This window comes from Paenibacillus mesophilus, assembly GCF_005938385.1.
GTDB classification, from domain to species: Bacteria; Bacillota; Bacilli; order Paenibacillales; family NBRC-103111; genus Paenibacillus_AB; species Paenibacillus_AB mesophilus.
Window position 1 is genome coordinate 1 of sequence record NZ_VCRA01000020.1, and the last position, 25,936, is coordinate 25,936.

Consider the following 25,936-nt stretch of genomic DNA (forward strand, 5'->3'; position numbering starts at 1 on the left):
CTGGACAAAAGCAGAAGTAGTTGCGGTGTTTACGTCATAGCCCTGCGATTCCAAGAGTTCCTTATATAGGCTGTTGCCACCCATTGAGATCAGGAGTTGCATAACCGTGTCAAAGGGCAACTTTTTTCTTGCGGGTAAAATCTTTTTCAGGATTTTTGACATAAGGTGCTGGTGCAGCTGCCATTTCTCGTATGAGGGATGTCAGCGTTTCTTTTAGCGAATTCGCGTACTCATCCATTGGCGTAACCTCCTCGTTTTTCAAGGGGCTTCGCCACACATTACCAACTGTTTGTCAAGTTCTATTTTTTATTTTCGTGCAAAAAAAGAGCGGGCTATCTTTTCGATAACCTGCTCTTGTTCTTAATTTTGGGCTCTTCGCCTTAACTTAATGACATTGGCCATTCGGCCCGGCTTTTTCGTTTTTTGAAGAGCTTATAAATTTCGGGGTCCCCGCATTATCTCGTTGCGGGCTTGGAGCCGTAACCGCCGACGAGCTTGCGGCGTTTGCGGCGCTGCGTCGTCATGACGCTGCCAAGTCCCATGAGGAACGTCGGAATGCCTGCGAATATAAGCGTAATGATCCACTCCTTCATCCCGAGCGGCACCGTCTTGAAAATCGGCTGCAGCGGCTCGACATACATGACGACAAGCATCAACGCCAAGGACGACAGGACGGCCAGCACCAAATATTTGTTTTGAAACGGATTGCGATGGAAAATCGATCTCGAGCTCCGGCAGTCGAACACGTGGATCAGCTGCGCCATAACGAGTGTGGCGAAGGCGACGGATTGTGCCTTGATCAGCACTTCGGCGCTGCCGGGATTTTCCCGGAGCATAAGCCAGAATGCGGCTAATGTGCATATTCCGATCAAGATGCCGCGGCTGATGATTTTCCAGCCCAATCGGCGGGCGAATATGTTTTCTTTGGCGGTACGGGGCTTCTGCTGCATCAAATCTTTCTCCGGCTGATCGACGCCGAGCGCCATGGCCGGCAGACCGTCCGTCACGAGGTTGACCCACAGGATTTGAATCGGCACGAGCGGCAAGGGCATTCCCATCATCATGGCCAGGAACATCGTCATAATTTCGCCGACGTTACTGGCGAGCAAATACCGGATAAACTTGCGGATGTTTTCGTATATTCCGCGACCTTCCTCTATGGCGGCCACGATCGTGGCAAAATTGTCGTCACTCAAGACAAGCGAGGACGCTTCCTTCGTCACGTCGGTGCCGGTCTGTCCCATCGCTATGCCGATATCCGCCGCCTTGATCGCCGGGGCGTCGTTGACGCCGTCGCCCGTCATCGCTACGACATGGCCTTTGCGCTGCAGCGACTTGACGATCCGCAGCTTGTGTTCGGGCGATACTCGCGCGAACACGTACACGTGGTCGGTTTTCTCGTCCAGCTCGTCATCGGACAATGCCGACAGCTGCTGACCGGAGATGGACAAGCCGTTCTGCGGAATCATGCCGAGCTGGCGGGCGATCGCCTCGGCCGTCGTCTGGTGGTCGCCGGTTATCATCACCGTCTTGATGCCTGCCCGCTTGCATATTTGAATCGCATCCCGCACTTCTTTGCGGGGCGGGTCGATCATCCCGGCAAGGCCGACGAACACGAGCTGCTGCTCCAGCTCTTGAGGCGTTTCTTCGCGATCGGTCGATTTCAGCTCCTTGTAGGCGAGCCCGAGCACGCGCAGCGCGGAGCGGGCCATTCCTTCGTTTGCCGCCGTCACTTTCTGTTTCAGCGTAGGGGTAAACGGAATCACTTTACCGTCCCACAATACGTACGTGCATTTCTCCAGCACGACGTCCGGGGCGCCTTTCGTGAACAGCAGACGGCCGCCTTGGTGCTGCATAAGCACGGACATGCGCTTGCGGTCAGAATCGAACGGCAGCTCGCCTTTCCGTTCATACAGCCCTTCCAGCGACTGGCGGGTTATGCCCGCCTTGGCCCCCAGAACGACAAGCGCGCCTTCGGTCGGATCTCCTTTGATCGAATAAATCGGCTTAACGGGACCTTTGCTTCCTTTGCGCTTCTGCTCCGGCATTTCTTCGTGAAGGACGGCGTTGTTGCAAAGAACCCCGATTTGCAGCAGCCTGCGCAGCGTTTGGTTTTGCCGCAAATCGACCGTCGCCCCGTTGCTGACGATTTGTCCCGCAGGCTCGTAGCCGTCGCCCGTCACCTCCAGCACTTCGCCGCCGAGCCAAACATGCGTCACCGTCATTTTATTTTGCGTCAGCGTACCCGTTTTGTCCGAGCAGATGACCGAAGCGCAGCCGAGCGTCTCTACGGACGGCAGCTTTCGGACGATCGCCTTGCGCTTGATCATTCTCTGCACGCCGAGCGCGAGCGCGATCGTTACGATTGCCGGCAGTCCTTCCGGGATGGCGGCGACCGCTAGGCTTACTCCCGCCAGGAACATCGCGTACGGCGGCTGCCCGTGAAGAATGCCCGCCACTACGACCATAATCGTCAGCCCGATCGCTACGGCGATAAGGATTTTCCCGAGCTGCTCCAGCCGGTGCTGCAGCGGCGTTTCCATCGCCTCGGTGTTCTGGATCAAATCGGCGATCTTGCCCATTTCCGTCTCCATGCCGGTCCGGACCACGATCCCTTTCGCCGTTCCGCGCGTCACCATCGTGCCCATGAAGCCCAGGTTTTTCTGATCGCCGAGCGGCACTTCGCCTTCCTGCAGCTCATCCGTATGCTTGCGCACGGGAACCGATTCCCCGGTCAGAGCGGATTCCTCCACATAGAGGCTGTTCGCTTCGATCCATCGGATGTCGGCCGGAATACGGTCGCCGCTCTCGATCAGGACGATATCGCCCGCCACGAGCTCCTTGGCCGGGATTTGCACGAGCGTGCCGTCGCGAATCGCTTTCGCCGACGGGGCCGACAGCTCCTTGAGCGCCCGCAGCGACCGCTCCGCGCGAAATTCCTGAATGAAGCCGAGAATGCCGTTCATGACGATGATCGCCACGATCGTGATCGCATCCAAATATTCGCCGAGCAGCCCGGATATGAGCGTGGCCGCCATGAGCACGAGCACCATGAAATCTTTGAACTGATTCAAAAACAACGCGATCAGCGAGACATTCCGCTTCTCCGTCAGTTCGTTCTCCCCATGCCGCTCTCGGCGAGCCTTCGCTTCATCCCACGTCAGTCCTTGCGCCGGAACGACATTGTGCGCCCGGGCCGTTTCCTCCGTTCCCATCTGATACCACTTCTTCTGTTCCACGCTTTTTTCCCTCCCGAAGCGCTGTATTGTACACGCCCACTCAAGGTATATGTATTCAGACAAGCAGCAAAATATCCCACCGCCCGTCCGATGCGCGGTATTTTTCACATTTCCGGTTTTGTAAAAAACGATTATAATATTTGTTCGGCCCTCCCCGTTTATGGCATGATAGAGGGAAGCCGGGCACCGGGCCGGAATAACGAAACTGTTCGAATCAGAAGGAGTGTTTGGATTATGTCTTTGGACGGTCTCGTCACCCGAGCGGTCGTCAGCGAGCTGACGGCGTGCGTAGGCGGCCGAATCAATAAAATTTATCAGCCTACCGGGCACGACATATACCTTCATATCCGGGCGCAAGGCCAAAACCGCAAGCTGCTCGTCTCGGCCAACCCTACGTATCCGCGCGTGCATTTCACGGAAGGGCAATCGACGAATCCGACCGACGCCCCCATGTTCTGCATGCTGCTGCGCAAGCATTGCGAAGGCGCCGTTATCGAGAAGGTGTCGCAGGTCGGTCTCGAACGCATTCTCCACATCGACGTCAGACAGCGCGACGAAATCGGCGATGTCAGCTTCAAGCGGATCGTCGTCGAGATTATGGGCCGTCACAGCAATATCATATTGCTCGATCCGAGAACGGGGACGGTACTCGACGGCATTCACCACGTCACGCCGGCTATCAGCGCCTATCGGATCGTCATGCCCGGAAGCACTTATACGGCTCCGCCGGAGCAAGGCAAGGCAAACCCTTTGGAGACGACCGAACCGCTGTTTCTCGCGGCCATGCAAGCCGAGGAGGAGAGCGGCAAGCTGACAAGGCAGCAGCTCGTCGACCGGTTCAGCGGATTAAGTCCGCTTGCGGCCAAAGAAATCGTCCACCGGAGCGGATCGGCGGCCGGCGCTACCGTCGGTCTGACGGATATGAAGGCGCTGTGGAGCTCTTTCCGGGATATGATGGCGGCGGTCGCGGCCGACCGGTACGAGCCCGTTATCGTTGAAGAGGAGGCAAGCGGGAAAACGTACTTTTCCGTCATGGCACTGACGCATGTGGAAGGTACGGCGAGCCGATTTGATTCCGTCAGCGCGTGTCTCGAGGCGTATTACGGGGACAAGGCGGAGCGCGACACGGTCAAGCAGCGCGCCTCCGACCTGCTCCGTTTGTTGCAGAACGAGCGCGGCAAAAACGCCAAGAAGCTGGAGAAGCTGCGGGAGACGATCGAAGACGCGAAGGAAGCGGACGACATCCGCATCCTCGGCGAGCTGCTGACCGCCTCCCTTCACCTGATGCGCAAGGGCGAGAAATCGATCGAGGTCGTGAATTACTACGACGAAGAGCAGAAGACGGTCAAGATCGAGCTGGACCCGCTTCTGACGCCGTCGGAAAATGCCCAACGCTATTTCAAGAAGTATACGAAGCTGCGCAACAGCTTGACCGCCGTCGAGGAGCAGATCGATTCGACGAACGCGGAGCTCGTCTATATGGACACATTGCTGGCTCAGCTGGACCGCGCCTCGCTCGCCGACATCGAAGGAATCCGCGACGAGCTGGTCGAGCAAGGCTACGTTCGCGAACGCGGCGGCAAGAAGCGGAACGGCAAGAAGAAAAAAACCGACAAGCCGGTCCTCACCTGCTACACATCCGGCGAAGGCATCCCGATCTACGTCGGCAAAAACAACATGCAGAACGAATATTTGACCAACCGCCTCGCCCAGCCGAACGACACTTGGCTGCATACGAAAGACATCCCGGGCTCCCACGTCGTCATCCGCGCCGACAAATTCGGCGAAACGACGCTGCAGGAAGCGGCTATGCTCGCGGCCTACTACAGCCAGGCGAAATCGTCCAGCCAAGTGCCGGTCGACTATACGCTGATCCGCCATGTGCGCAAGCCTAACGGGTCGAAACCGGGCTTCGTTATATACGAGAGGCAGAAGACGCTGTTCATGACGCCTGACGAGCAGGCGGTCAAATCGATGTCGGTGACGGTGAAGTAAGGCTAAATGCCGCTCAGCCGCGATGTTCTACAAAGAGGAGACTGTCTATTATGAAACAAAACAAATACGATGACCCCGGATTTTTCGCAAAATACAGCGGAATGCCCCGTTCGGTCGGAGGACTCGATTCCGCCGGGGAATGGCCCGCCTTCCGTGCGCTGCTGCCCGAGCTGCGCGGCAAAAGGGTGCTCGATATCGGCTGCGGCTTCGGCTGGCACTGCCGGTATGCGCGCGAACGGCAAGCCCGGTCGGTGGTGGGGATAGACTTGTCCGAGAATATGATTGCGCGTGCGAGGGAAAGCACCGACGATCCCGCGATCGAGTACCGCATACTCGCGATCGAAGATATGCATTTCGATGCGGCGGAATTTGACGTGGCGATCAGCTCGCTTGCCCTTCATTATGTCGAACGGTTCGATATTGTGTGTCAGAAAGTGCATCAGTGTCTGGCACCGGGAGGCGCGTTCGTGCTATCGTTCGAACACCCGGTCTTCACCGCGCTCGCCGCGCAAGATTGGCACTACGGTCCGAATGGCGAACGATTGCATTGGCCCGTCGACCGTTACCAGGACGAAGGGCCGCGCGAAGCCAGATTTCTGGACAACGATGTCGTGAAGTATCATCGTACAGTGGCCACTCATATAAATGCGCTGATCGATGCCGGCTTCAGGATTGCGAGTATTTCGGAACCGCAGCCGTCTCCGGAATTACTCGATAAGCATCCCGAAATGCGGGACGAGACGCGCCGCCCCATCTTTCTCCTAATCTCGGCCGTTAAAGACTAATACGGCAACAAAAAGAGCAGTACGGCGTTGTCCCTAAGAGGATCGCCCGTACTGCTCTTTACATTCCTACTTCACGGCAAATCCGGCAAGGATCGGACGATGATCCGACGTCGTTGATTCCAGTACGGCCGCCTGAAGTTTGACAAGCCGGCCGGAATGCAAAATATAATCGATTCTGTCGGTCGGAGCGTCGGACGGGAAGGTGAGGACGTCCGGGAGGCCGGCGAAGCAGTCGGCCATCCCCCCGTCCAGCAGCAGATGCAGCTCCGGACTGTCCGGGGCGGCATTGAAATCCCCGGCCAGCACGAGGGGTCCCTCCCGCCGCCGGATAATCGCCAGCGCTTCCTTCGCCTGCACCAGACGCTGATCGGGTGTCAGCCCCATGTGGATGCAATAACAGCCGAGCCGCGTCCCATTTATGTCGATCTCCGTCTCGAGGAGCCCCCGCTGCTCGTAGCCGAAACTGCTCAGCGGGTAGTTTCGATTGCCGACGATCTCGTATTTGCTTAATACCGCGGTTCCGTATTGTCTGCGCGGCGCTCCCGGCTCCGGAGGCTCCAGGTCCAGATTGGCCCCGTATGCGGCGTGCATGCCGAGCGCTTCGGACAAGATCCGAACCTGATCGGCGAACCCGCTCCGTTTCGACCAATGCTTATCGACTTCCTGCAAAGCTACGATGTCCGGGTCGGCCGCGGCGATCGTATCGATCGTCTTAGGCAAATTCGGCACCTTCGCATAGTCCGTACCGAACTGAATGTTGAACGACATCAGCTTGAACGACTGAGCCATCTTGCGTCACCGGTTCGGCAGCGATATTTCGACTTCGCGCTTCAGCTCGGAAGAGCGCAGCACCCCGTCGATGATCGCCTGATTGTACAAAATTTGCTCGCCCGGAATCGGGGCGGCGCGCCCTTCGCGGATCGCCGCTACGAAATCTTTGACTTTCTCGTGGAACAAGTTGATCGAATGCTCCTTGATCGGGATCGGACTTTCCGTCTGATGGCCGAGCACGTCGTGGAACAGCGTAATGCTTCCTACTTTGCCGTCCCATACGCCGCTCCAAGGCCCTTTGCCGGCAGGCGTAATTTTCAGCCCGCCCTCGGAACCGAGAAACATCGTCGCCCCGAGCGTATCCATATGCATCGCCCAGCTGATTTTGAAATTCAGCGCAATGCCGCCCTCCAGCCTAACAAGCGCCACGCCGAAATCCTCGACGTCGAACTTATCGGCTTCGGGGTGGTACTGCGGATTCGTGCCGAAGAAGTTGGACGTGTACGCGCTGACGCTGAGCGGCTTCGGATAGCCCAGTGCGTTAAGCGCCATATCGAGCGAATAGCAGCCGATATCGGCCATCGCGCCCGCTCCGGCCAGCTCCTTGCGGACGAACGTCCCGCGCGGCATGCCCCGGCGGCGGCCTCCGCCCGTCTCTACGTAGTACACATTGCCGAGCTTGCCCGACTGGACGATGTTGCGGATAACGTCCATATTCGGGTCATAGCGCGGCTGGAAGCCGATCGTCAGCATACGCCCCGTCCGTTTGGATACTTCCACCATGTCGATCGCTTCGTCCAGCGTAACGGACATCGGCTTTTCCAATAAAACCTGCTTGCCCGCTTCCATGGCATCGACCGCTGTCCGGTAATGCGCCATATTCGGCGTACAGATGCTGACGCCGTCCAAATCCGATTGCAGCAGCTCGCGATGGTCTTCGAACGCTTTCGCGTCGGTCAGCCCGGTCGCCTGAATGAATTCCGCCGCTTTGCCTGGGACTACGTCGGCCACGGCGACGATTTGTACGTTGTCTATCGTTTTGTATGCGGCCACATGAGCGCGTGCAATACCGCCGCTGCCGATAATGCCGATTCGTATCGTACGGTTGGTAGTCATTTCGCCTGTTTCGCCTCGCTTCGCGTATTTTTCCGGTATGCGCCCGGAGTCATGCCGAATCGTTTTCGAAATACGAAATACAAATAGTTGGAGCTGGAAAAGCCTTGCGCGAGCGCTATGCGTTCGATCGGCTCATCCGTACCGGCCAAGCTTCGGCACACCGCTTGCAGCCGAACCTCTTCAACGTAGTCGCTGAAGGAGCCCATGCCGTTCTCGCGGAAAATGCGCTGCAGCTGTCTGCCGCTTATATGGATTTTCTCCGCCACGTCCTCGAGCGTAATTTGGCGCATGTAATTGGCTTCAATAAATTGACTCGCCATCTGGATGCGGTAGGCGTTCATATCCCGCGTAGGAATGCTCGACTCCGCCTGATGATGACCGAAAGCCCGCACCGAGCGGAGCAAAATTTGAATGACCGACTGCTTGATCGTCGTATACATGCCGGGCTCGTTCTCGGTCCAGGCCAGAAATGCCGTCATAAAGCGATCCATGGCGCCGAACTGATCCGCCGTCGGCCTGCGCGGCAGCTCCTGCAGACGCCTTACGCATTCTTCGGCTTCGTCCGCCTCGGAATCCGCCCCCCAGCCGGACGACGCCTCCATCCCGTCCTCATGAGCCAAAGACGAAGCCGTGTCGAGCTTCACGATATCGATATGCAGACACAGCTCATCCATACCTTCCCGGTCGTCCGCCTCCTGCCGATGCTCGACATCGGGCCCGGTCAAGTAAAACATCCCTTCGTGAAAAGGGTGAGCGATATCGTCCATAATCACGACGCCTTTACCGCGCGGAATAAAGTGAAATTCGTACTCGGCGTGCTTATGGAACCCGACTACCCTGGAAGGGGAGAACGTCGTCCAATGAAAGTGAAGGATGCGGAAGCCGTAGTTGCCCCAGCGGAACCGGATATCGCGCCGTTCCCATTCCTTATGCCTGCCGTTGATAAATGCATACGGATTGCGCTTCTCCACGCGCTTCGCCGAGTGAAGGACGGCATCGCCCGTATCGGTCATACCCACCTGGCTGCGTCTTCTTGCGCAAGCTCGCTCAGCTTCACGGCTTGATCGCTTTGTACGGACAAATTGGAAGCTTCCATCAGCTTCGTCAAGTCGAGCGCAAGCGCGATATTTTCGGACGCCACCGTATTGTTCCGGATATGCCCTACCCATTGCTGGATCGCCGTCGCCCGGTTTGCGGGCTGTTCCTTCACGGTCCACGATTTGGAAGCTTCTTCGCCGAGCTTGGACGTGCGCAATACGATCCGGTTGTCCGGCGTTCCGAACAACATCGATCCTTCCGTGCCGTGAAGCTCCAAAGTAAACGGCGAGAACTTGTTGACGAAGCCCGCCTCCACGATGCCAAGCGCCCCGTTCGGATAACGGAGTACGGCTACGGCGTTGTCCTCGACCTCTTTGCCCGTCACATATCCGTAGTTCGCGGTAACGCTTTCCGGGAGCCCGAGGAACAGGCGGGTCAAATACATCGGATGACAGCCCAGATCGATCAGCGCTCCCCCGCCCGTCTGCTCCAGGTTATAGAAATGCGCAGGCAGCCAGTTCGCCACCGCTCCGCCATGCGACAAGCGTGCGCGCACCAGCGTCAATTCGCCGAGCAGTCCTTGGTTCAGCACTTCCTGAATAGCAAGCGTGTAGCCGTCGTTCAGACGGGGAAGCGATACGGTCAGCTTGACGCCCGCCTTCTCTACGGCAGCTACGATCTCATTCGCTTCCCGGATCGTCGTGGCCAATACTTTCTCCGTAAAGATGTGTTTGCCGGCGTTCGCCGCTTTGACCATAACATCCCGGTGCATATTCGAAGGCGTATCGACGACTACCGCATCGATATCCGGCTGCGCAAGCAGCTCGTCAAGCGATTCATAGAACCTTACACCTCTGGCTTCGGCTTCCTTTTGGCCTCTTTCGGCTATTTCGTCCCATACCGCTACAATTTCCGTATCCGGATGCTCGTTAATTTGTTTGGCGTAATCTTTGGCGTGCACGTGCCAAAAGCTCAGCATGGCCACACGAATCACAATAGATCCACTCCCTCGGATATGGAACTTTTACGGAATATCTGCTCACTGACGAACGGGACTTGCCGGACTCGACAAAGCTCCGGTCGTCAGTCAGGGAGGTAATTCCGTTAAAGCTCCTATGTACTGAAAAAATACGACACTCCCTACAAAATACCACAGTTCATCGCCGTTGATTAGTGCTATATTGTGACATTCTTACTCAAATATTACGACAAGCCTTCAAATCCCCTTACAGGAACACTATTCTCGCAACCGGCAAACTCCTCACAAGATTACCCCACGATGCGGAGCCTTCTTCGAATTAAAAAAAAGCGGGCCCGCAGGCCCGCAAATCCATCGTTCTACCTTCTCGCTCCCGATCCGAGCGTCCATCCCTCTACGAGCGACGTCAAATATTGCTTAACGTCCTGCTTCAAATCGTCGCGCGACAAAGCAAATTCGATCGTCGCTTCGATATAGCCGAATTTGTCCCCGATGTCGTACCGCTTGCCCTCGATCGGATAAGCGATCATCGGCTTGATCGTATTCAGCAGGCGAAGCGCGTCCGTCAGCTGGATTTCTCCGCCGCGGCCCGGCTTGCACTCCTCGAGCAGCCGGAAAATATCCGGCTCGATGATGTATCTGCCGATAACGGCCATATTGGAAGGGGCCGCCTCGCGGTCCGGCTTCTCGACCAAATCTTCGATCCGCGAGTAGGGGACCGGTCCGTTTACCGATTCCGAAGGAGAAACGATCCCGTACTTCTGCACGTCTTCCCAAGGTACGCGCTGCACCGCGATGACGGACGAACGCTCGCGCTCGTACAAATCGATCATCCGTTTCAAGCAAGGCGGATTGGAGTCGATGATGTCGTCTCCAAGTAGCACGGCGAACGGTTCGTCTCCGATAAACTTTCTCGCGCAGTGGACGGCATGGCCGAGACCGAGCGGCTGCTTTTGCCGGATATAGTGAATGTCGGCCATATTGGATATGTCCTGCACGATGCGCAGCAGATCCGAGCTGCCCTTCTCTTCGAGCGTCGCCTCCAGCTCGACCGATTTGTCGAAATGATCCTCGATCGCCCTTTTGTTGCGCCCGGTTACGATAATAATGTCCTCTATGCCGGACTCGATCGCTTCTTCAATAATGTACTGGATCGCCGGCTTGTCGACGATCGGCAGCATTTCTTTCGGCTGCGCCTTCGTGGCGGGCAGGAAACGCGTACCGAGTCCCGCTGCGGGTATAATGGCTTTACGTATAGTCACGACCGGTCACGGCTCCTCTCGAAATAACGGCTTGAAGCTTGCAGACGCTGTACGATGTCGGCACCGGCATGGCGAGCCCCGAGCGGCGCGTGGAAGACGACTCCGCCCCTCGAGCCGTGGAAATCCGAGCCTGCGGTCGCAATCAATCCGAACCGCTCCGCCATATCCGCATAATGCGCTTCGGTTTCCGGCGAATGGTCGGAATGGTACGCCTCGATGCCAGCAGCTCCATATTCGATCAGCCGTTGTACGAGCTCATCGTTTCCGTACAGGCCGGGATGTGCAATGACGGGCACTCCGCCCGCTTCGCGGATCCAATCGATCGCATCCTCCGGACGGCTGCGAGGGGGATTGACGTAGGCCGCCGCGCCATTGCCCAAGTATCGGTCGAACGCTTCGCTCATGTCGGCGACATACCCTTTCCCGACAAGCACCGCTGCGATATGGGGGCGACCTACCGTCTCGTCTTTGCCGGGCTTCTTGCGCGATTGTTCCAGCACCTCATCCATCGTCACGGGAAGCCCCAGCTCGGCCAGCTTGGCCAGTATCATCTCGTTGCGCAAATCGCGGGTACGCCTCAGCTGTTCCAGACGCTGCCGGAATACAGGGTCTTCCGTATCGATGTAGTAACCTAGCACGTGAATATCCCGTCCGTCCGCGACCGTGCTTATTTCCACGCCGGGGATGACCGTCATGCCCAAGCTTTTCCCTTCGGCCACCGCCTCTGCGACGCCCGCCACCGTGTCGTGATCCGTAATGGCGAGCCCGCGAAGCCCGGCTTCCCGTGCCAGTCTGACATTTACGGCGGGAGCGTTCGTACCGTCTGAAGCGGTCGTATGCGAATGCAGGTCATACCGTTCCGTCACGCTGTCGTTCCTCGCTTTCCTATGAATATTCGCTTGCTTACCGGCTCATAACCAGGCATTCAAATCGCGCTCCCGCAAAAACGTCAAAAACGTGACCGCCGAAATCGGGAGAAGAGCCGCCTGCAAATAGATCGAATAAAAGTGCCGGGTAAAGGTCAAGCCTTCGATCGATTTCACTTTAAAAATGCCGAGCGCCGTCTCGTGTCTGACGGCCGTAGGCGACATGAGGGTTATGCCGAGGCCCGCTTCCACCGCGGATTTGATCGCTCCGGTGCTGCCAAGCTCCATGACGATTTTGAGCCGGTCCGTCCCGAAGCCGACTCGCTGCAGCTCTTCCTCCATCACCTGCCGCGTACCCGATCCTTGCTCGCGCAGGATGAACGGATACTTCAGCACATCGTCCAGCGTAATCGATTCCTGAACGGCAAGCGGATGATCCGAAGGAACGATCAGCTTCAGCTCGTCGTTCAGCACGATTTCCGCTTTGACGTCGGGGTGATGAATCGGCGCTTCGACGAGGCCGAACGTCAACTGATGATTAAAGATTTCCTCAAGAATTTGCGTCGTATTCATAACCTTCAGGCTGACGGAGATACTCGGGTATTCTTTGCTGAACGGCCCCAGCAGCCGGGGCAGTATATATTCGCCGATCGTAAGGCTCGCTCCGAGCTGCAGGCGCCCTTCCAGCATATGGGTAAATTTGGACATCGCGATATCCGTATCTTTGATCAGATCGATGCTTCGTTTGGCGAACGGAAGCAGCGTACGGCCGGCTTCGGTCAATTCGATTTTTTTCGTGGACCGTTGGAGCAGCTTCGTGCCGAAATAATCTTCGAGCGACTGAACCTGCATCGTCACTGCGGGCTGCGTCATATGAAGCGCCTGTGCCGCCATCGAGAAGCTTCCCTTATCGGCTACCGTATAAAAAATATGCAGCTGATGAAAATTTAACGCCATACCGCTCCCGCCCCCTTTCTATTAGATACTGTAGCGGAACGGCCGCCGGTTTGCAACAAATGGAAACGAAATACGACCGAAATTTATAACCTCTATACAGGTTAAAAAAGCATGCGGGCCGCTTGCGGCTGCATGCTTGATCGAAACGACGGCTGTCGTTATTTCCGTTTACGGCTGTTCTTGATCAAAGTCATTCTCCGGGAATGCCGGAGCCAGGAATAATAGGATTTCAAGTCCCGCAGCTCGATCACCTCGGACATGCGTCCCAAGAAAGTGACGATTATCATTTTGTGGAGCGGGTTGCCGGCAATATCGTATTCGTTCTCGAGTACGGAAAACTCGGCTACCATGACCAAGTCTTCCTCGATGACATAGACGTCTTTCTCGTTTTTGTAATAAGGCTTGATTTGGTCTTTTTTCAACCGATCCCACAGAAAAGCGCAAATATCCTCGAAGCCGGTCTTTTCGCTTTCTACGCGATCGATCCAGCGGGATCGGGCATGATTCGTAATGATGATGTCGGCTATTTTTTTATCGCCCAACACGACGTAGAACGGTTCATACGTGCTCCAGCGATCCATAATTTTATCCTTCATAATCCCAACCCCTTTCCTACCGAATCAGGCCTTATTACCTATGTACATCGAAGTTAACTTTATTTTACTCGATCTTTAATATTTTTCCAAATGGAATATGTACTATTTTTTGAAGTTTGACCGCCCGTTTGAGGTACGCGAATTTTTTAAAAAACATGCCGTCCGCCAACTATTAAGAATACGATCCGGCATGGTATAATTAAATCTTATGAATGAAGCCGGCAAAAGGGAATGCACTTCGCCCGGCTATGGAATATTCCCGCATTTACCTAGTAACCGACGCCCGATTTCTCATATCAAGCAATACGTATCTCCAAGCAGATACGTTATTACGCGACGGTTTCTATGTGTAAAGTTTCGCTTTATCTGGCACATTACTATTATATTCCGTACGGATCTCGTTTCGGAACGACCTCTCGATTTTTTTTACGAACGACAATTTCTGGATCGCCTTCGTCGTTTCATCCGCCTTCTCGGCATTTACGTATAAGACGACGTAGTGCATTCGCTTCGAGACGTAATGAATGGTGCCGAACTTCTCCAGATGCTTCGTCTGCTTCAGGTCGGACACCCACAAGATGAGGCCGGTGCGTAGTGGATACATCGTCTTCTTTCCTTCCTTCTATCGGATCGCCTTAACGGCTGTAAAATTGCGGCGCAATCATGGCTTGAGGAAGCCAGCATGATGACTACACAAACGGGAGTGATCGCAAATCATGAGTTCAGAACTATTGGTACGCATCGAGCGGGGACCTTTGACGGAATCGGTCCATCACGGGCATATTGCCGTCGTCGAGGCGAAGGGCAGCTTGCTTGCTTATGCCGGAGATGCCGGCTATCTTACATTTGCCAGATCGGCCGCCAAGCCTTTGCAGGCCGTCCCGGTTATCGAGGCGGGCGCCGACCGGCGATTCGGTCTGACCGGCGAGCAGATCGCGCTGATGTGCGCGTCTCACAACGGAGAGAGCGAGCATGTCCGAACCGTGGCCGACATGCTGGGCAAGCTCGGGCTTGCGCCGGATGCGCTGCTGTGCGGTTCGCACTATCCGTTTCATGAGCCGGCGGCAGACCGGATGAAGCGGGCGGGCGAGGAGCCGACCCGGCTGCACAACAACTGCTCGGGCAAGCATGCCGGAATGCTGGCGTTAGCTCGCATCATGAACGCTCCGACCGGCGGCTATGTCTCGCCCGATCACCCGGTGCAGCAAGCGATGCTCCGCGCTATAGCCGATCTGGCCGGCGTATCGCCCGGACGCATTCGCCTCGGCACCGACGGCTGCGGCGTCCCGGTATTCGGCCTGCCGCTCGATCGGCTCGCATACGCGTTCGCCACGCTGGGCGCACCGGCCCGGCTCGACGAGCCGCGCGCTGCCGCTTGCCGCACCATTCTCGATGCCGTCCGCAATCATCCGCACTACATGGCCGGAACGGATCGGTTCGATACCCGGCTGATCGAAGCGACGGGCGGCCGCATCATCGGCAAAATGGGCGCCGAAGGCGTCTTTGCGTTAACCGCCCCCGGGGAAGGCGCCGCTCTGGCCGTCAAAATCGCGGACGGGGCGCAGAGGGCGCTGTATCCGGCGGTTGTGGAAGCGCTTATCCAACTCGGCTGGCTGAAGCCCGACGAGCGGGCCGCCCTCGCCCCGTTCCATCGTCCGCCTGTGCGGAACTGGAGCAAAGACGAGGTCGGCGCCGTCGTGCCCGATTTCAAGCTGCACTGATTGTGCGGGCTTGTCAGCCGCAGCTGCTGCACCCTCCGCTGCATCCGCCGGTGCTGCAGCTGCCGCCTGTCGGCAGCGGGTTGTTGCTCGGCACCTTGATCGTTTCCGAAACGGCATGTGCGATTGTCTCCGACACGCTGAACAGCAAATCGTCGAGCAGCGATTCCGCTTCCTTGAACCGTCGGACCGCTTCGAAGGCGTCGAGCTTCTCCTGCGCTTTATGGACTGCTTCCAACGCGGCATGGTAATCCGGGTGAAAATGTCCGAATCTTTCGCAATCCTCGAAATTCAGCTTCGCCTTGGCGAAAGCCGATACGGCCGTCTGGATTTCGGAATCTCGTTCCACGGCGTTTTTCCATCGTATATATTCCGCCACTTCCGCGGAGCTATTGATCATGTCTCCGACATTGTACGCCTGCAGGAGCAATTGCGCCATATCAAGCGTTTGCGTCTCGGTCATGCTCATCGGTTCCGTCCTCCTCCGTCACCGGGACTCGTCGTTGATTCCCGGCAATATGAGCTGCATCTCCTCCCACTGATCGGGCTGCAGCCGGACTTCGTTCATTTGCTCGAAGCCGGTAACCGCCCAATCGTCGCGGATGCCGTCCAGACGAAGAGGGATTAGTAGAGTATCGGCGCCTGCTTTCCGCAGCCGAAGACACGCTTTCCAGTCCAACGCCTTCTGGACCATCTGCTTGCGGGTCGATACGTGATACGTTCTGAGGTCTTTCAGCCATATCGGCGGAACTTCCTGCAGTCCGGGATACACGTCTTCGATTAACGGAAAATTGCACTCTCTATCATAATACTGCACCGCCGCCTTCGAGTAAATAAGCCCTTTAGAGGGAACGCCTCCATCGGCTGGAATAGGGTCCAGTCCCCCGGCTTCGACCGGCGGCTCCGGCTGCTGCGCGGCTTCATCCAGAAGCGGAAACGAAGCGCCTTCCTCATCCGCTCCGCGCTTGATCCCGCCGGGGCTATAGCCGCTCCGCTCGAGCAGCGCCCTAAGCTCCGCCGCCTTATCCGCACGTACGACCCATGCCGCAGGCCCCAATGCTTCAGCAAGCAGCGGCGCGATCCGATCGTTCCGGCGAACCGTATCCGCCGTAGCTTCATCCCGGAATCTCAATACGGTGACCGTCTCCACCCGCAGCTGCGACTGCTGCTCGCCCCATTGCGCGATCGCCGCCTTTACGTTGTCCGGCACTGCATACTTCGCATGGGCTTCCAGAAATTGCAGCGTGCCGTCCGCCGTTCTTCCATGATCCAGCGCCCGAACTACCGTTTCCCGTGTCATCCGGTATACGGCCATATGCTCATGCCGGACACGTTCGCAGATCATCTCCAGCTCCCATCTCACCCGGTAAGAACAATCGGGCGGCACTATAAGCTCGAAATCGGGCTGAATGAAGAACCGCCCCCCGCCATCGGTTCGGTTGACCGGAGCGGTCTGCTCCCCATCGAATCCGTCATGCGGCAATCCCTTGTCCGCTCCAAGCGGCTGCGGTTTCCGAAGCCAGCGGAATAATCGATTGCCGTCCGCCGCACTGCCAATTTCCGACCATCCCCAAGCGGCCAGCGGAGCAAGCCAGGACAGCAGCGGTTCGGCCTGGTTCGTCATCCGTATTTGGCCGCCGGATTTGGCATCCGCTGTCCCGACGCCTGCATCGCACAGCTGCCCGACCATACTCCCGATTGAAATCCAGCTTCCTTCCGGCATTTGTTCTGCGAAGCATACCGCATGCTGCAGCCAAACGTCCGTCGAACCGTTTGCCGTTTTCCATAGTTCATACAGTCGATCGTTCATCTCCGCCTCGGACAGCGAGAACCATTGCGCCAGCCGTCCGGGCTTTACCGTCAGCCGCTCGCTTCCTTTGGCGAGCAAGCCCAGCCGGAGCGCCGCTCCGCATAAGAAATCGACGGCGGCGGAACCGAAGTCGGCTTTTACGATTGCCGGCGCCCCCTCAGCCGGCTTCAACTCCTCATCCCGAACCGGGACAAGCGCGGCAAGCCGTCCCGCATGCCGTTTGTGAGTCCCGCCCTTCTGCGTGACCGTTACATCCTCCTTGGCGATATAAGCCAGTACGGACAGCATGTGAACGGCTATTCCGGGACGATACAGCGAATCGGAAGCGGCTTCTTCCCCCTCATATATCGCCTTGTCCGCCGCAATGGGCAGCAGCAGCTTTTGCCACAGCGGAAAACAGTCCTCCGGAAGGATATAGTCCGTCTCCCCCCATTTTCTGCGAAGCTCGAATATAATGCCTCTCCGGCATAGCCGGATCAGCCCCACCTTCAATGCGGCACCGGACCAGTTCTTCCGCCCCGTCTTCTCCAGCTTCGCGAAGTCGAAAGGTTCGCGGCCGAAACGGCGCACGATGAGATCCAGCGTCTTTCGCTCCAGCTCAAAAAGCGAATCGACCATCAGGCGGACGGCTTCGTCCGACCGGAGCTGACGCGCCAAGTCCGGCTCCGCTCCGGCCCATCCGTTATGGCGGCATATTTCATGGCGCATCGGTTCCGACATATTCGCAAGCAATTCCTCAAGCTTCATCCAGCACCTCCAATTCCCGTTCCGCTCCGGGCTCCGATTTCCGGATTTCGTATCGGTATCCTTGTTCCAGCAAAAACAGCTGACGGTGTATCGAAAAATCTTGCTCCCGCGTATCGTCGCTGACAAGCGAGTAAAAGTAGGCGCGGTTATCCTCCCGCTTCGGACGCAAAATCCGGCCGAGACGCTGCGCCTCTTCCTGCCGCGAGCCGAAGCTGCCGGAAACCTGGATGGCGACCCGGGCATCGGGCAAGTCGATCGCGAAGTTGGCCACCTTGGATACGACGAGCGTCCGGATGTCGCCGCGGTTGAACCGCTCGTACAGCTCATCCCGCTCTTCGTGGGGCATTTCTCCCGATATCATCGGCGCGCCGACCGTCTCGGATATGAGCCTCAGCTGATCCAAATATTGGCCGATTACGAGCGTCTGCTCCTCCTTGTGCCGGTCCAGCAAGCCGATCAGCACGTCCAGCTTGACCGGATTTTCCCCGGCTATCCGCTGCTTGTGCCGCGCTTCCGCCTGCGAGTACGCCTCCCGTACCTCATCGGGCAGCGGAACGCGCACTTCCATACATTGCACGCGGGCAACCCAGCCTTTGTGCTCCAAATCTTTCCACCCGGCCTCGAACAGCTTCGGGCCGACGAGCGAGAACACGTCCTCCTCCCGCCCGTCTTCGCGAACGAGCGTCGCCGTCAATCCGAGTCTGCGGGTCGCTTGAATGTCGGCGGTCGCCCGGAACACCGGAGCGGGCAGCAGATGCACTTCGTCATAAACGATCAGCCCCCAGTCGCGCTCGCTGAACAGCGACATATGCGAAAATCCGTCCTCCTTGCGATGCCGGTGCGTCAATATTTGATAAGTGGCGATCGTAACCGGGCGAACCTCCTTGCGGTCCCCGCAATATTCGCCGACCAGCTCCTCGTCGAGGTCGGTTTTGTCTAGCAGCTCGCGCTTCCATTGGCGCACGGATGCTACGTTTGTCGTCAAGATGAGCGCGGCGCACTGCAGCCTGGCGAGCGCGGCGATGCCGATCACCGTTTTCCCCGCGCCGCAAGGCAGCACGACCACTCCACTTCCGCCGTGCAGCCGTTCTCCGTTATAGAAAGCGTCGGCGGCGGCCCGCTGATAGTCGCGCAGCCGGAACGGCTCGCCCGCCGCGGTCGATTCGCGGAGACGGATCGGCAGCGTTTCGCCGTGGTGATAGCCGGCCAAGTCCTGCACCGGAAATCCGAGCCGGATCAAATCCTGCTTGATTACGCCCCGGTAAACCGGCGATATTTCCAGCGCGCCATCGGCCGCGGCTCCTCCAATGAAGTAAGACTGGAGCGACTTGTATCCGGACAGCTTCTCCAGCAGCTCCTTATCTTCCGCAACGAGCATCATCCGCTGACCGTCGATCACGAGCTTGACGAGCCCGTATCGTCCGACGAAGTGGCTCACATTTTGCTTCACCTGCAGCGGCACATCGAATTTGCCGTAGCTGTTCAAAACGCCGATGATGTGCTCCACGCTCAAACCCGATGAAGCGGCGTTCCACAAGGACAGCGGCGTCATCCGGTATGTGTGGATCAGTCCCGGAGTCTTCACCAGTTCGGCAAAGCGGCTCAGGGCGATGCCCGCTTCTTCTCCTTGCGGATGGCCGGCTTCGAGCATTACGGTCGAATCGCTTTGGACAACCAGCGGCCGATCCGGATCATAGCGCATGTCGGTTCCCTCCAGTTCCATTCCCCTTATTCCAAATCAGTATTAGTATGAAAAGAATCGGGCGGAAATAAACGGTCCGCCCCGCTTTTACGCGTTGAACGCCGCTCGCCGAAAGAGTACTATAGAGATTGAACATACGGGGGAGGAACCGCACATGCACCATTTCAAACCGATTCGTATTCTGCTTCTATTCGCGCTGCTGCTTTCCGGTTGCGGCTCGCCTGCCGCGAGCGGCGGAGCGGACGGCATGGACGGAATATGGAGCCGCTACCCTGAACTGAAAGGCCGGTCCTACACGACCGCCGAAGTGAAAAGGGTCGTCGACGGGGATACGTTCGAGACGGATAAGGGCGAGAAGGTCCGGCTAATCGGCATGAATACGCCCGAGACGGTCAAGCCGAACAGTCCGGTCGAGAAATACGGCAAGGAAGCAAGCGCGTATTCGAAAAAACAGCTGACCGGAAAAACCGTATACTTGTTTGCCGACGCCGGGGATAAAGACAAATACGGACGGCTGCTCCGCTACGTGTTCGTCAAAGGCAGCGCGGAGATGTACAACGAGACGATGCTCAAGGAAGGCTATGCCAACACGATGACGATTCCGCCGAACGTCATGTTTGCCAAAACGTTCGTAGAGACCGAGCGGGAAGCGCGGAACAAAGGCAAAGGCTTATGGGGCGGCGGAGACGCCAAAAGCGGTCCGAACAAGACGGGAAGCGCAGCCTCCTGCAAAGATCCTCAAATCAAAGGCAACATCAATTCCAAAAACGAGAAAATTTATCATCTCCCCGGCGGAAAGTCTTACAGTCAGACGAAAGCCGAGATGATGTTCTGTACCGAGGAAGCGGCCGAAGAGGCCGGATTCCGGAAAGCGGGGGAGTGAGAAATCCCCCAAAAGTGATGCTGGCCTCCGATGCCGATTCCGATTACTTTTGGGGGAGCCCCCGTTATCCGTGGAAATTAGCTTCGCATAATTTTCTAAACGACAAAAAAGAGAGCGGCACGATACACGGATGCCGTCTCTCTTTTTTGTGTATTCAGGTGGACTTCGGAATTAACGTGCCGAAGCCATATGGTCGACATTCTCGGAAATTTCGCTTAACGCTTCGCCGGCTTCGTTCACGAAAATTTCCCGTACCGCCAAGTCGGCAATCGCTACGACTCCGACAAGCTCGCCGCCGCTTACGACCGGCAGACGGCGAATTTTGTCCCGCGCCATCAGCTTCGCCGCTTCGTCGATCGTCGTGTCCGGCGCGACCGTCGTCACGTCTTTGGAAATCACTTCCTCCACCGCCGTGGATCCGGAATGCTTCTCGGCATAGCCGCGAACGACCAAGTCGCGGTCCGTTACGACTCCGATCAGCCTCTTGCCTTCGACTACGGGGACGAAGCCGATATCGTTCTGCTTCATCTTCACCGCGATTTCGTAAAGATTATCTTGGAGCGTAACCGTAACGCAATCGGTACTCATGATATCTTTTATCGTTTTCACCGGATAGCCTCCTCCTTCTGCTTATGTTGACGGATTGCATCTTTAGGTTTTCCGGGTACAGGGAGGGCATACCTGTGAGTTTGTTCCATTCCTTAGCGGCGGTTCGCTTCCAAATAATCTTCCGCCATCGAGAAAAGCAGCGCCGCCGACTGAAGCATGGCCGACTCGTCGATGTCGAACCGCGGATGATGGTGAGGCGCGACGATCCCCCCTTCCGCGTTGCCCGCTCCCACGAACATGAAGCAGCCGGGAACGTGATGCAAGTAGTACGAGAAGTCTTCGCCCGCCATGATCAGCGGACTGCGAACCGCCCGATCGGCACCGAACAGTCGAGAGGCAACGCGAAAAAATCGTTCCGTTTCCGCCTCGTCGTTGACGACCGGAGGATACCCGACCTTGTAGTCCAGCTTAATATCGGCTCCGTACATCTCTCCGGTTCGCGCGCATATTTGCTCCATTCGTTCCACGATCCGATCCCTTACGCGAACATCGAACGAGCGTACGGTCCCGGTGATGCAGCACGATTCCGCTATAACATTGAAGCCGTTGCCGGCCTGGATTTTCCCTACCGATACGACGCACGGCTCGACCGGATCGATACTGCGGCTGACGATCGTCTGCAGGTTTACGATAAGTTGGGCCCCGACCATAATGCTGTCCACCGTCTCGTGGGGCAATCCGCCATGACCGCCTTTGCCCTTGATTTGAATGACAAATTCGTCGGCAGCCGCCATGACCGGACCCGCGGCCGAATACACGTTGCCAGCCGGAAACGGCGTCCACAGATGAACCCCATAAACGGCATCGACTCCTTTCAGCGCCCCGTCCGCGATCATCGGTGCCGCACCGCCCGGGCTCAGCTCTTCCGCGGGCTGGAACAGCAGCTTTATAGTCCCCGCCAGTTCTCCCCTTTTCCCGGCGAACAGCTTCGCCACCCCGAGCAGCGCTGCCGTATGCGCATCGTGTCCGCATGCATGCATGACGCCGGGGACGGTCGATGCATATTCGCACGTTTTCTCGTCTTGTATAGGCAGAGCGTCCATGTCGGCCCGCAGCGCTACCGTCGGGCCCGGCTTCGCTCCGCGCACCGTACCGATGACCCCGTACCCGCCGACGTTCGCCCTGACCTCGACGCCCCATTGCTTCAGCAAATCCGCCACGAATACGGATGTGCGCTTCTCCTCGTAAGAAAGTTCGGGATGGCGATGCAGATGGCGGCGCCATGCCACCATATCCGCGAACATCGACTGCAGCTTTTCCGATAGGCTGTTCATGCTTTCTCCACTCCCGACAGTTGCATGATTACGTTACAGTTTCTTAACGGTTTACTGATTTCATTGTACCAAAACGGCACAGCCGTTTCATCCGCGCGTCGGGATCGCCATCAAATTTTAAAATCTCGGATTCCTAATAGGCTTGCGCATGCAAGGGAAACATACTATCATGGATAAAGGATTGCACGCCTGCCGGAAATACTTTATATGAACGCTCAGGAGGTTCCCTATCGTGATTATCGAAAATGCAGGACTGAAAGGCTTGAAAAGCGATTTGGCTCATTTGGACAGCGTATCGACCAAGATCGGCTTCATTCGCTGGCAATGGGAATATTACCGCGCTACATACGATTTGAAAGTGGAATATAAACCGACGAACGACGAGTATTTTTTGCGGTTCAACGCGAGAGTTGTGGAAGGCAAGCTGGAATCCCCGTACGCGATTTTGACGCTGGAAGACGCTTATATCGGACGCGGCACATTCCCGCACGGTCTCGATTACGACTCCCCGATTCCGGATCAAGTTCTGAAAATCGCGAACACGAAGCTGGCCGAATTGAAAAAGCAGCTGAGCGAATAAACGTGAAGGCGGAACCGTTATGAACGAACCCCGTAGGGGCACTCCGGATTTCATGCTGCTGCTGCTTACGTTTCTGCTCGTCGGTTTCGGGCTTGTCATGGTTTTCAGCGCAAGCTCCGTAATCGCGCTAGCCAAGGAAAAGTTCAACAACGATCCGTTATATTTCGTGAAGAAACAAGCCATCTTTGCCGTCGCCGGCACGGTTGGCATGTTTTTTCTTATGAATATTCCGGCGAGCAAGCTTAAGCCTCTGCTGCGCCCCGCCTTTATCATGGTGCTGGTACTGCTTATCCTGGTTCCGTTTTTCGGAATCGAGGCGAATGGCGCGAAGAGCTGGTTTAATATAGCAGGGTTCAGTATGCAGCCTTCGGAATTTGCCAAAGTAGCCGTCATCCTTTATTTATCTTTATTGATCAGCAAGAAAGGCGAGAAATTCCGCGACTTGAAGAAGGGGCTTCTGCCGACAGTCATTATCGTCGGATTTGTTGCCGGACTGATCATGCTGCAGCCCGATTTCGGGTCCATGATGATTCTCGTTATGGCCGCTTCGCTCGTCATCGTCGTCGGAGGCGCCAACCTAAAGCACATCTTTCTGGCTGTCGGGTCGATTGCCGTTATTGCCTCCTTAGTCCTGACGATGTACATGCTGTCGTCCAAGTCGCTCGGCTATCGGATGGATCGTATATCGTGCTATCTCGATCCTTGGTTCGATGAGAAGGACGTCTGCTATCAGATCGTGCAATCGTTATATGCCTTCGGGCACGGAGAGGTCATGGGCGCGGGCTTCGGCCAAAGCATTCAGAAGATGCATTATTTGCCGGAAGCCTACAATGACTTCATCTTCGCGATTATCGGCGAGGAGTTCGGTTTTGTAGGCACCGTTTTATTTTTGCTCTTCTATTTGGCTTTCTTGTGGCGAGGCATTATCGTCTCTCTGCGATGTCCCGACACGTTCGGGAACTTGGCCGGGATCGGAATCATCGGATTAATCGGCATCCAGGCGCTGATCAATATGGGGGGCGTAACCGGCACGATCCCCATGACAGGGATTACGCTGCCGCTCATCAGTTCCGGAGGCTCATCCCTGCTCGTTACGATGTGCAGCATCGGCATATTGCTCAGCATTTCCAGAGAATATACCCGGACGGACAAGGAACATAAGGAGCATAAGGAACGAAGACATAGATAACGGACGGAGGGGTGCGTAGTGTCCATTTCGATACGCTACGCGGTGCGGGAAGATTTACTAAAGCTGCTTGACATTTACAACGATGCGATTGTGCATACCGTCGCCACCTTCGATCTTGCAGTCCAATCGATTGATGAACGCGAAGGATGGTTCGCGCAGTTCGGCGAACGTTATCCTCTCATCGTGGCCGAACGGGATGGTTGCGTCGCGGGGTACTGCTGCTTAACCGCCTTTCGAAGCAAGCCGGCTTACAGCCGCACGGCGGAACTGTCGATTTACTTGGATAAAGATTTCCGCGGAAGTGGTATCGGGACGGCTCTGATGGAAAGGATCCTCGGCATCGCTCGGGAACGCCGCTTTCATGTCATTATCGCTGCTATTACGGGCGGCAACGAGACGAGCGTCCGGCTTCACCATAAATTCGGCTTCGTGCCGATCGGCGTTTTTAAAGAAGTCGGCTACAAGTTCGACGCTTGGCAGGACGTTCACTTTTTCCAACTGACGTTACCGGAATAATTCACTTATGCGGCGCTCCTGCGCCGCTTTTTTGTGTTCCCATTTTACAAAATGTTACAAAATCCCCCTCTTTACAAGGCGGCATCTCTGTTTCATGATAGATTTGCAAGGTTACATAGGAATGACCCGACTTTCATCCGAGCAAAGGAGCGTGAAATGATGTCCAAAAAAATTTTGATCATCACGGGGGATGCTGCGGAATCGCTGGAAGTATATTACCCGCTGTACCGCGTACTGGAAGAAGGGTATGAAGCCGTTGTCGCTTCCCCGACCAAGAAAGTGCTGCGGACGGTCGTGCACGATTTCGAAGGATGGGACACGTATACGGAAAAACCGGGCTATCAGCTGGAGTCTCACGTTTCGTTCGCGGATGTCAACCCGGCCGAGTTCGATGCCCTTATTATCCCGGGAGGCCGGGCGCCGGAATATATCCGGTTGAACGAGCACATCCCGCGCATCGTGGGCCATTTTTTCGAAACGAATAAGCCCGTAGGCGCGATCTGCCACGCGGCTCTCGTGCTCGCCGCCCTGAAGAACAACAGCTATTTCGAAGGCCGCACGATGACCGCTTACACGGCTTGCAGACCGGACGTCGAGAACCTCGGCGCCTCTTACGCGAAAGAAACGCTTTGCGTGGACGGGAACATCGTCTCCGGCCATGCTTGGCCGGATTTGCCCGGCTTCATGCGCGAGTTTCTGAGGTTGGTTCGGGCTTGACTTTGTAAAATGTTGCGGCGCAGTTGCGCCGCTTTATTTTTTAGGATGAACCTGGACAACAAAAAAGCGGTGCCTAAGCACCGCCCGTTCATTACTTGATTCGTACAGCCGCTTCTTCCGCTTCCTCTTCCTTAAAAGCGACGCCTTCGACTTTCACGTTGACTTCCACTACGTTCAATCCCGTCATGTTTTCCACGGCTTCTTTCACGTTTTCCTGCAGTTGGCGGCAAACCTCTTGTATTTTCGAACCGAAATTGACGATTACGCGCAAATCAATCGCCGCTTCCAATTGTCCGACTTCAACGGATACGCCCTTCTGCACGTTTTTCCCGCTGAGCCGTTTTGCCAATCCTTCCGAAATGCCTCCCGACATGGCGGCGACTCCCGGTGTTTCAAGTGCGGCCAGTCCGGCGATCGTAGCTACGACGTCATCGGAAATGCGGATCATTCCCGTTTGATTGTCAACGGACATTCGTCTCACTCCTTGTATACGAATATTTCCATTGTACCTTGTCCGGAGGTCGGTTCGCAACCAAACGGGAAACGTTCGGAAATCGTTCATTTGTTCTATGCATTTTCAAATTTTT

The 25,936-nt window shown here is 56.4% G+C and carries 25 protein-coding genes; 8 read left to right on the top strand and 17 right to left on the bottom strand.

What is annotated here, in order from left to right; genetic code table 11:
* Positions 1-109: 109 nt before the first annotated feature.
* Both FE783_RS38735 and FE783_RS26935 read right to left on the bottom strand, forming a co-directional pair.
* Positions 110-238, bottom strand: a complete 129-nt coding sequence (locus FE783_RS38735) for a hypothetical protein (RefSeq protein ID WP_274381464.1) — start codon at positions 236-238, stop codon at positions 110-112.
* Positions 239-455: 217 nt separating this feature from the next.
* Positions 456-3,239 carry a calcium-transporting P-type ATPase, PMR1-type gene (locus FE783_RS26935; protein WP_202916268.1) on the bottom strand — a complete coding sequence of 928 codons (2,784 nt, stop codon included), beginning with the start codon at positions 3,237-3,239 and terminating at the stop codon, positions 456-458.
* 234 nt (positions 3,240-3,473) lie between these two features.
* Between FE783_RS26935 and FE783_RS26940 the strand changes: the two genes are divergently transcribed.
* Together FE783_RS26940 and FE783_RS26945 are read left to right on the top strand one after the other, a co-directional pair.
* Positions 3,474-5,234: an Rqc2 family fibronectin-binding protein gene (locus FE783_RS26940; protein WP_138882476.1), complete on the top strand. Its 1,761-nt coding sequence runs from the start codon at positions 3,474-3,476 to the stop codon at positions 5,232-5,234.
* Between the two features lie 50 nt (positions 5,235-5,284).
* Positions 5,285-6,019: a class I SAM-dependent methyltransferase gene (locus FE783_RS26945; RefSeq protein ID WP_138882477.1), complete on the top strand. Its 735-nt coding sequence runs from the start codon at positions 5,285-5,287 to the stop codon at positions 6,017-6,019.
* A 66-nt stretch (positions 6,020-6,085) separates the two neighbouring features.
* Here the strand turns inward: FE783_RS26945 and FE783_RS26950 are convergent, their stop codons facing one another.
* The 9 genes from FE783_RS26950 to FE783_RS26990 form a co-directional block, all read right to left on the bottom strand.
* Positions 6,086-6,808 carry an endonuclease/exonuclease/phosphatase family protein gene (locus tag FE783_RS26950; protein ID WP_138882478.1) on the bottom strand — a complete coding sequence of 241 codons (723 nt, stop codon included), beginning with the start codon at positions 6,806-6,808 and terminating at the stop codon, positions 6,086-6,088.
* Between the two features lie 6 nt (positions 6,809-6,814).
* The gene (locus FE783_RS26955) at positions 6,815-7,906 is read right to left on the bottom strand and encodes a Gfo/Idh/MocA family protein (protein WP_138882479.1); all 1,092 of its coding nucleotides are present in this window, start codon (positions 7,904-7,906) and stop codon (positions 6,815-6,817) included.
* On the bottom strand, positions 7,903-8,919 hold the full coding sequence (locus tag FE783_RS26960) for an AraC family transcriptional regulator (RefSeq protein ID WP_138882580.1): 1,017 nt from the start codon (positions 8,917-8,919) through the stop codon (positions 7,903-7,905). Before FE783_RS26960 ends, FE783_RS26955 begins: the two co-directional genes overlap by 4 nt.
* Positions 8,916-9,938 carry a Gfo/Idh/MocA family protein gene (locus FE783_RS26965; protein WP_138882480.1) on the bottom strand — a complete coding sequence of 341 codons (1,023 nt, stop codon included), beginning with the start codon at positions 9,936-9,938 and terminating at the stop codon, positions 8,916-8,918. Before FE783_RS26965 ends, FE783_RS26960 begins: the two co-directional genes overlap by 4 nt.
* A gap of 344 nt (positions 9,939-10,282) precedes the next feature.
* Positions 10,283-11,185, bottom strand: a complete 903-nt coding sequence (galU, locus tag FE783_RS26970) for a UTP--glucose-1-phosphate uridylyltransferase GalU (protein WP_138882481.1) — start codon at positions 11,183-11,185, stop codon at positions 10,283-10,285.
* Complete coding sequence (locus FE783_RS26975; RefSeq protein ID WP_138882482.1) at positions 11,182-12,051, bottom strand: PHP domain-containing protein; 870 nt, start codon at positions 12,049-12,051, stop codon at positions 11,182-11,184. The genes galU and FE783_RS26975 overlap by 4 nt, the downstream gene beginning before the upstream one ends.
* Positions 12,052-12,096: 45 nt before the next feature.
* The gene (locus FE783_RS26980) at positions 12,097-13,008 is read right to left on the bottom strand and encodes a selenium metabolism-associated LysR family transcriptional regulator (RefSeq protein ID WP_138882483.1); all 912 of its coding nucleotides are present in this window, start codon (positions 13,006-13,008) and stop codon (positions 12,097-12,099) included.
* Positions 13,009-13,166: 158 nt separating this feature from the next.
* Complete coding sequence (locus FE783_RS26985; RefSeq protein WP_138882484.1) at positions 13,167-13,604, bottom strand: hypothetical protein; 438 nt, start codon at positions 13,602-13,604, stop codon at positions 13,167-13,169.
* 343 nt (positions 13,605-13,947) lie between these two features.
* Positions 13,948-14,208: a YlbG family protein gene (locus FE783_RS26990; protein WP_138882485.1), complete on the bottom strand. Its 261-nt coding sequence runs from the start codon at positions 14,206-14,208 to the stop codon at positions 13,948-13,950.
* A gap of 112 nt (positions 14,209-14,320) precedes the next feature.
* On the opposite strand from FE783_RS26990, the gene FE783_RS26995 reads away from it, so the two are divergent.
* On the top strand, positions 14,321-15,325 hold the full coding sequence (locus FE783_RS26995; RefSeq protein ID WP_138882486.1) for an asparaginase: 1,005 nt from the start codon (positions 14,321-14,323) through the stop codon (positions 15,323-15,325).
* Between the two features lie 13 nt (positions 15,326-15,338).
* On the opposite strand, the gene FE783_RS27000 is transcribed toward FE783_RS26995, so the two are convergent.
* Genes FE783_RS27000 through FE783_RS27010 form a run of 3 tightly spaced genes read right to left on the bottom strand, consistent with a single transcriptional unit; the run spans position 15,339 to position 19,581 of the window.
* Positions 15,339-15,791, bottom strand: a complete 453-nt coding sequence (locus FE783_RS27000) for a YlbF/YmcA family competence regulator (RefSeq protein WP_138882487.1) — start codon at positions 15,789-15,791, stop codon at positions 15,339-15,341.
* Between the two features lie 18 nt (positions 15,792-15,809).
* Positions 15,810-17,879: a helicase-associated domain-containing protein gene (locus FE783_RS27005; protein WP_138882488.1), complete on the bottom strand. Its 2,070-nt coding sequence runs from the start codon at positions 17,877-17,879 to the stop codon at positions 15,810-15,812.
* On the bottom strand, positions 17,869-19,581 hold the full coding sequence (locus tag FE783_RS27010) for a DNA repair helicase XPB (RefSeq protein WP_138882489.1): 1,713 nt from the start codon (positions 19,579-19,581) through the stop codon (positions 17,869-17,871). Before FE783_RS27010 ends, FE783_RS27005 begins: the two co-directional genes overlap by 11 nt.
* Before the next feature lie 154 nt (positions 19,582-19,735).
* Between FE783_RS27010 and FE783_RS27015 the strand changes: the two genes are divergently transcribed.
* Complete coding sequence (locus FE783_RS27015; RefSeq protein WP_138882490.1) at positions 19,736-20,464, top strand: thermonuclease family protein; 729 nt, start codon at positions 19,736-19,738, stop codon at positions 20,462-20,464.
* A gap of 171 nt (positions 20,465-20,635) precedes the next feature.
* Here FE783_RS27015 and FE783_RS27020 read toward each other — a convergent pair whose 3' ends face one another.
* Both FE783_RS27020 and FE783_RS27025 read right to left on the bottom strand, forming a co-directional pair.
* Positions 20,636-21,073 (bottom strand): CBS domain-containing protein, encoded by a 438-nt coding sequence (locus FE783_RS27020; protein WP_138882491.1) that lies wholly within the window; start codon positions 21,071-21,073, stop codon positions 20,636-20,638.
* 92 nt (positions 21,074-21,165) lie between these two features.
* Positions 21,166-22,347, bottom strand: a complete 1,182-nt coding sequence (locus FE783_RS27025) for a M20 family metallopeptidase (protein ID WP_138882492.1) — start codon at positions 22,345-22,347, stop codon at positions 21,166-21,168.
* Positions 22,348-22,579: 232 nt separating this feature from the next.
* Between FE783_RS27025 and FE783_RS27030 the strand changes: the two genes are divergently transcribed.
* From FE783_RS27030 to FE783_RS27045, 4 genes are all read left to right on the top strand, one after another.
* Positions 22,580-22,927 (top strand): YugN family protein, encoded by a 348-nt coding sequence (locus FE783_RS27030; RefSeq protein ID WP_138882493.1) that lies wholly within the window; start codon positions 22,580-22,582, stop codon positions 22,925-22,927.
* Positions 22,928-22,946: 19 nt separating this feature from the next.
* Entirely contained in the window at positions 22,947-24,116 is a 1,170-nt protein-coding gene (gene ftsW / locus FE783_RS27035) for a putative lipid II flippase FtsW (protein ID WP_138882494.1), read from the top strand.
* Between the two features lie 18 nt (positions 24,117-24,134).
* Positions 24,135-24,632: a GNAT family N-acetyltransferase gene (locus FE783_RS27040; RefSeq protein ID WP_338015910.1), complete on the top strand. Its 498-nt coding sequence runs from the start codon at positions 24,135-24,137 to the stop codon at positions 24,630-24,632.
* Positions 24,633-24,791: 159 nt separating this feature from the next.
* Entirely contained in the window at positions 24,792-25,349 is a 558-nt protein-coding gene (locus tag FE783_RS27045) for a DJ-1/PfpI family protein (RefSeq protein WP_138882495.1), read from the top strand.
* A gap of 91 nt (positions 25,350-25,440) precedes the next feature.
* Here the strand turns inward: FE783_RS27045 and FE783_RS27050 are convergent, their stop codons facing one another.
* Positions 25,441-25,821, bottom strand: coding sequence for an Asp23/Gls24 family envelope stress response protein (locus FE783_RS27050; RefSeq protein WP_138882496.1), 381 nt, complete (start codon positions 25,819-25,821; stop codon positions 25,441-25,443).
* Positions 25,822-25,936: the final 115 nt, after the last annotated feature.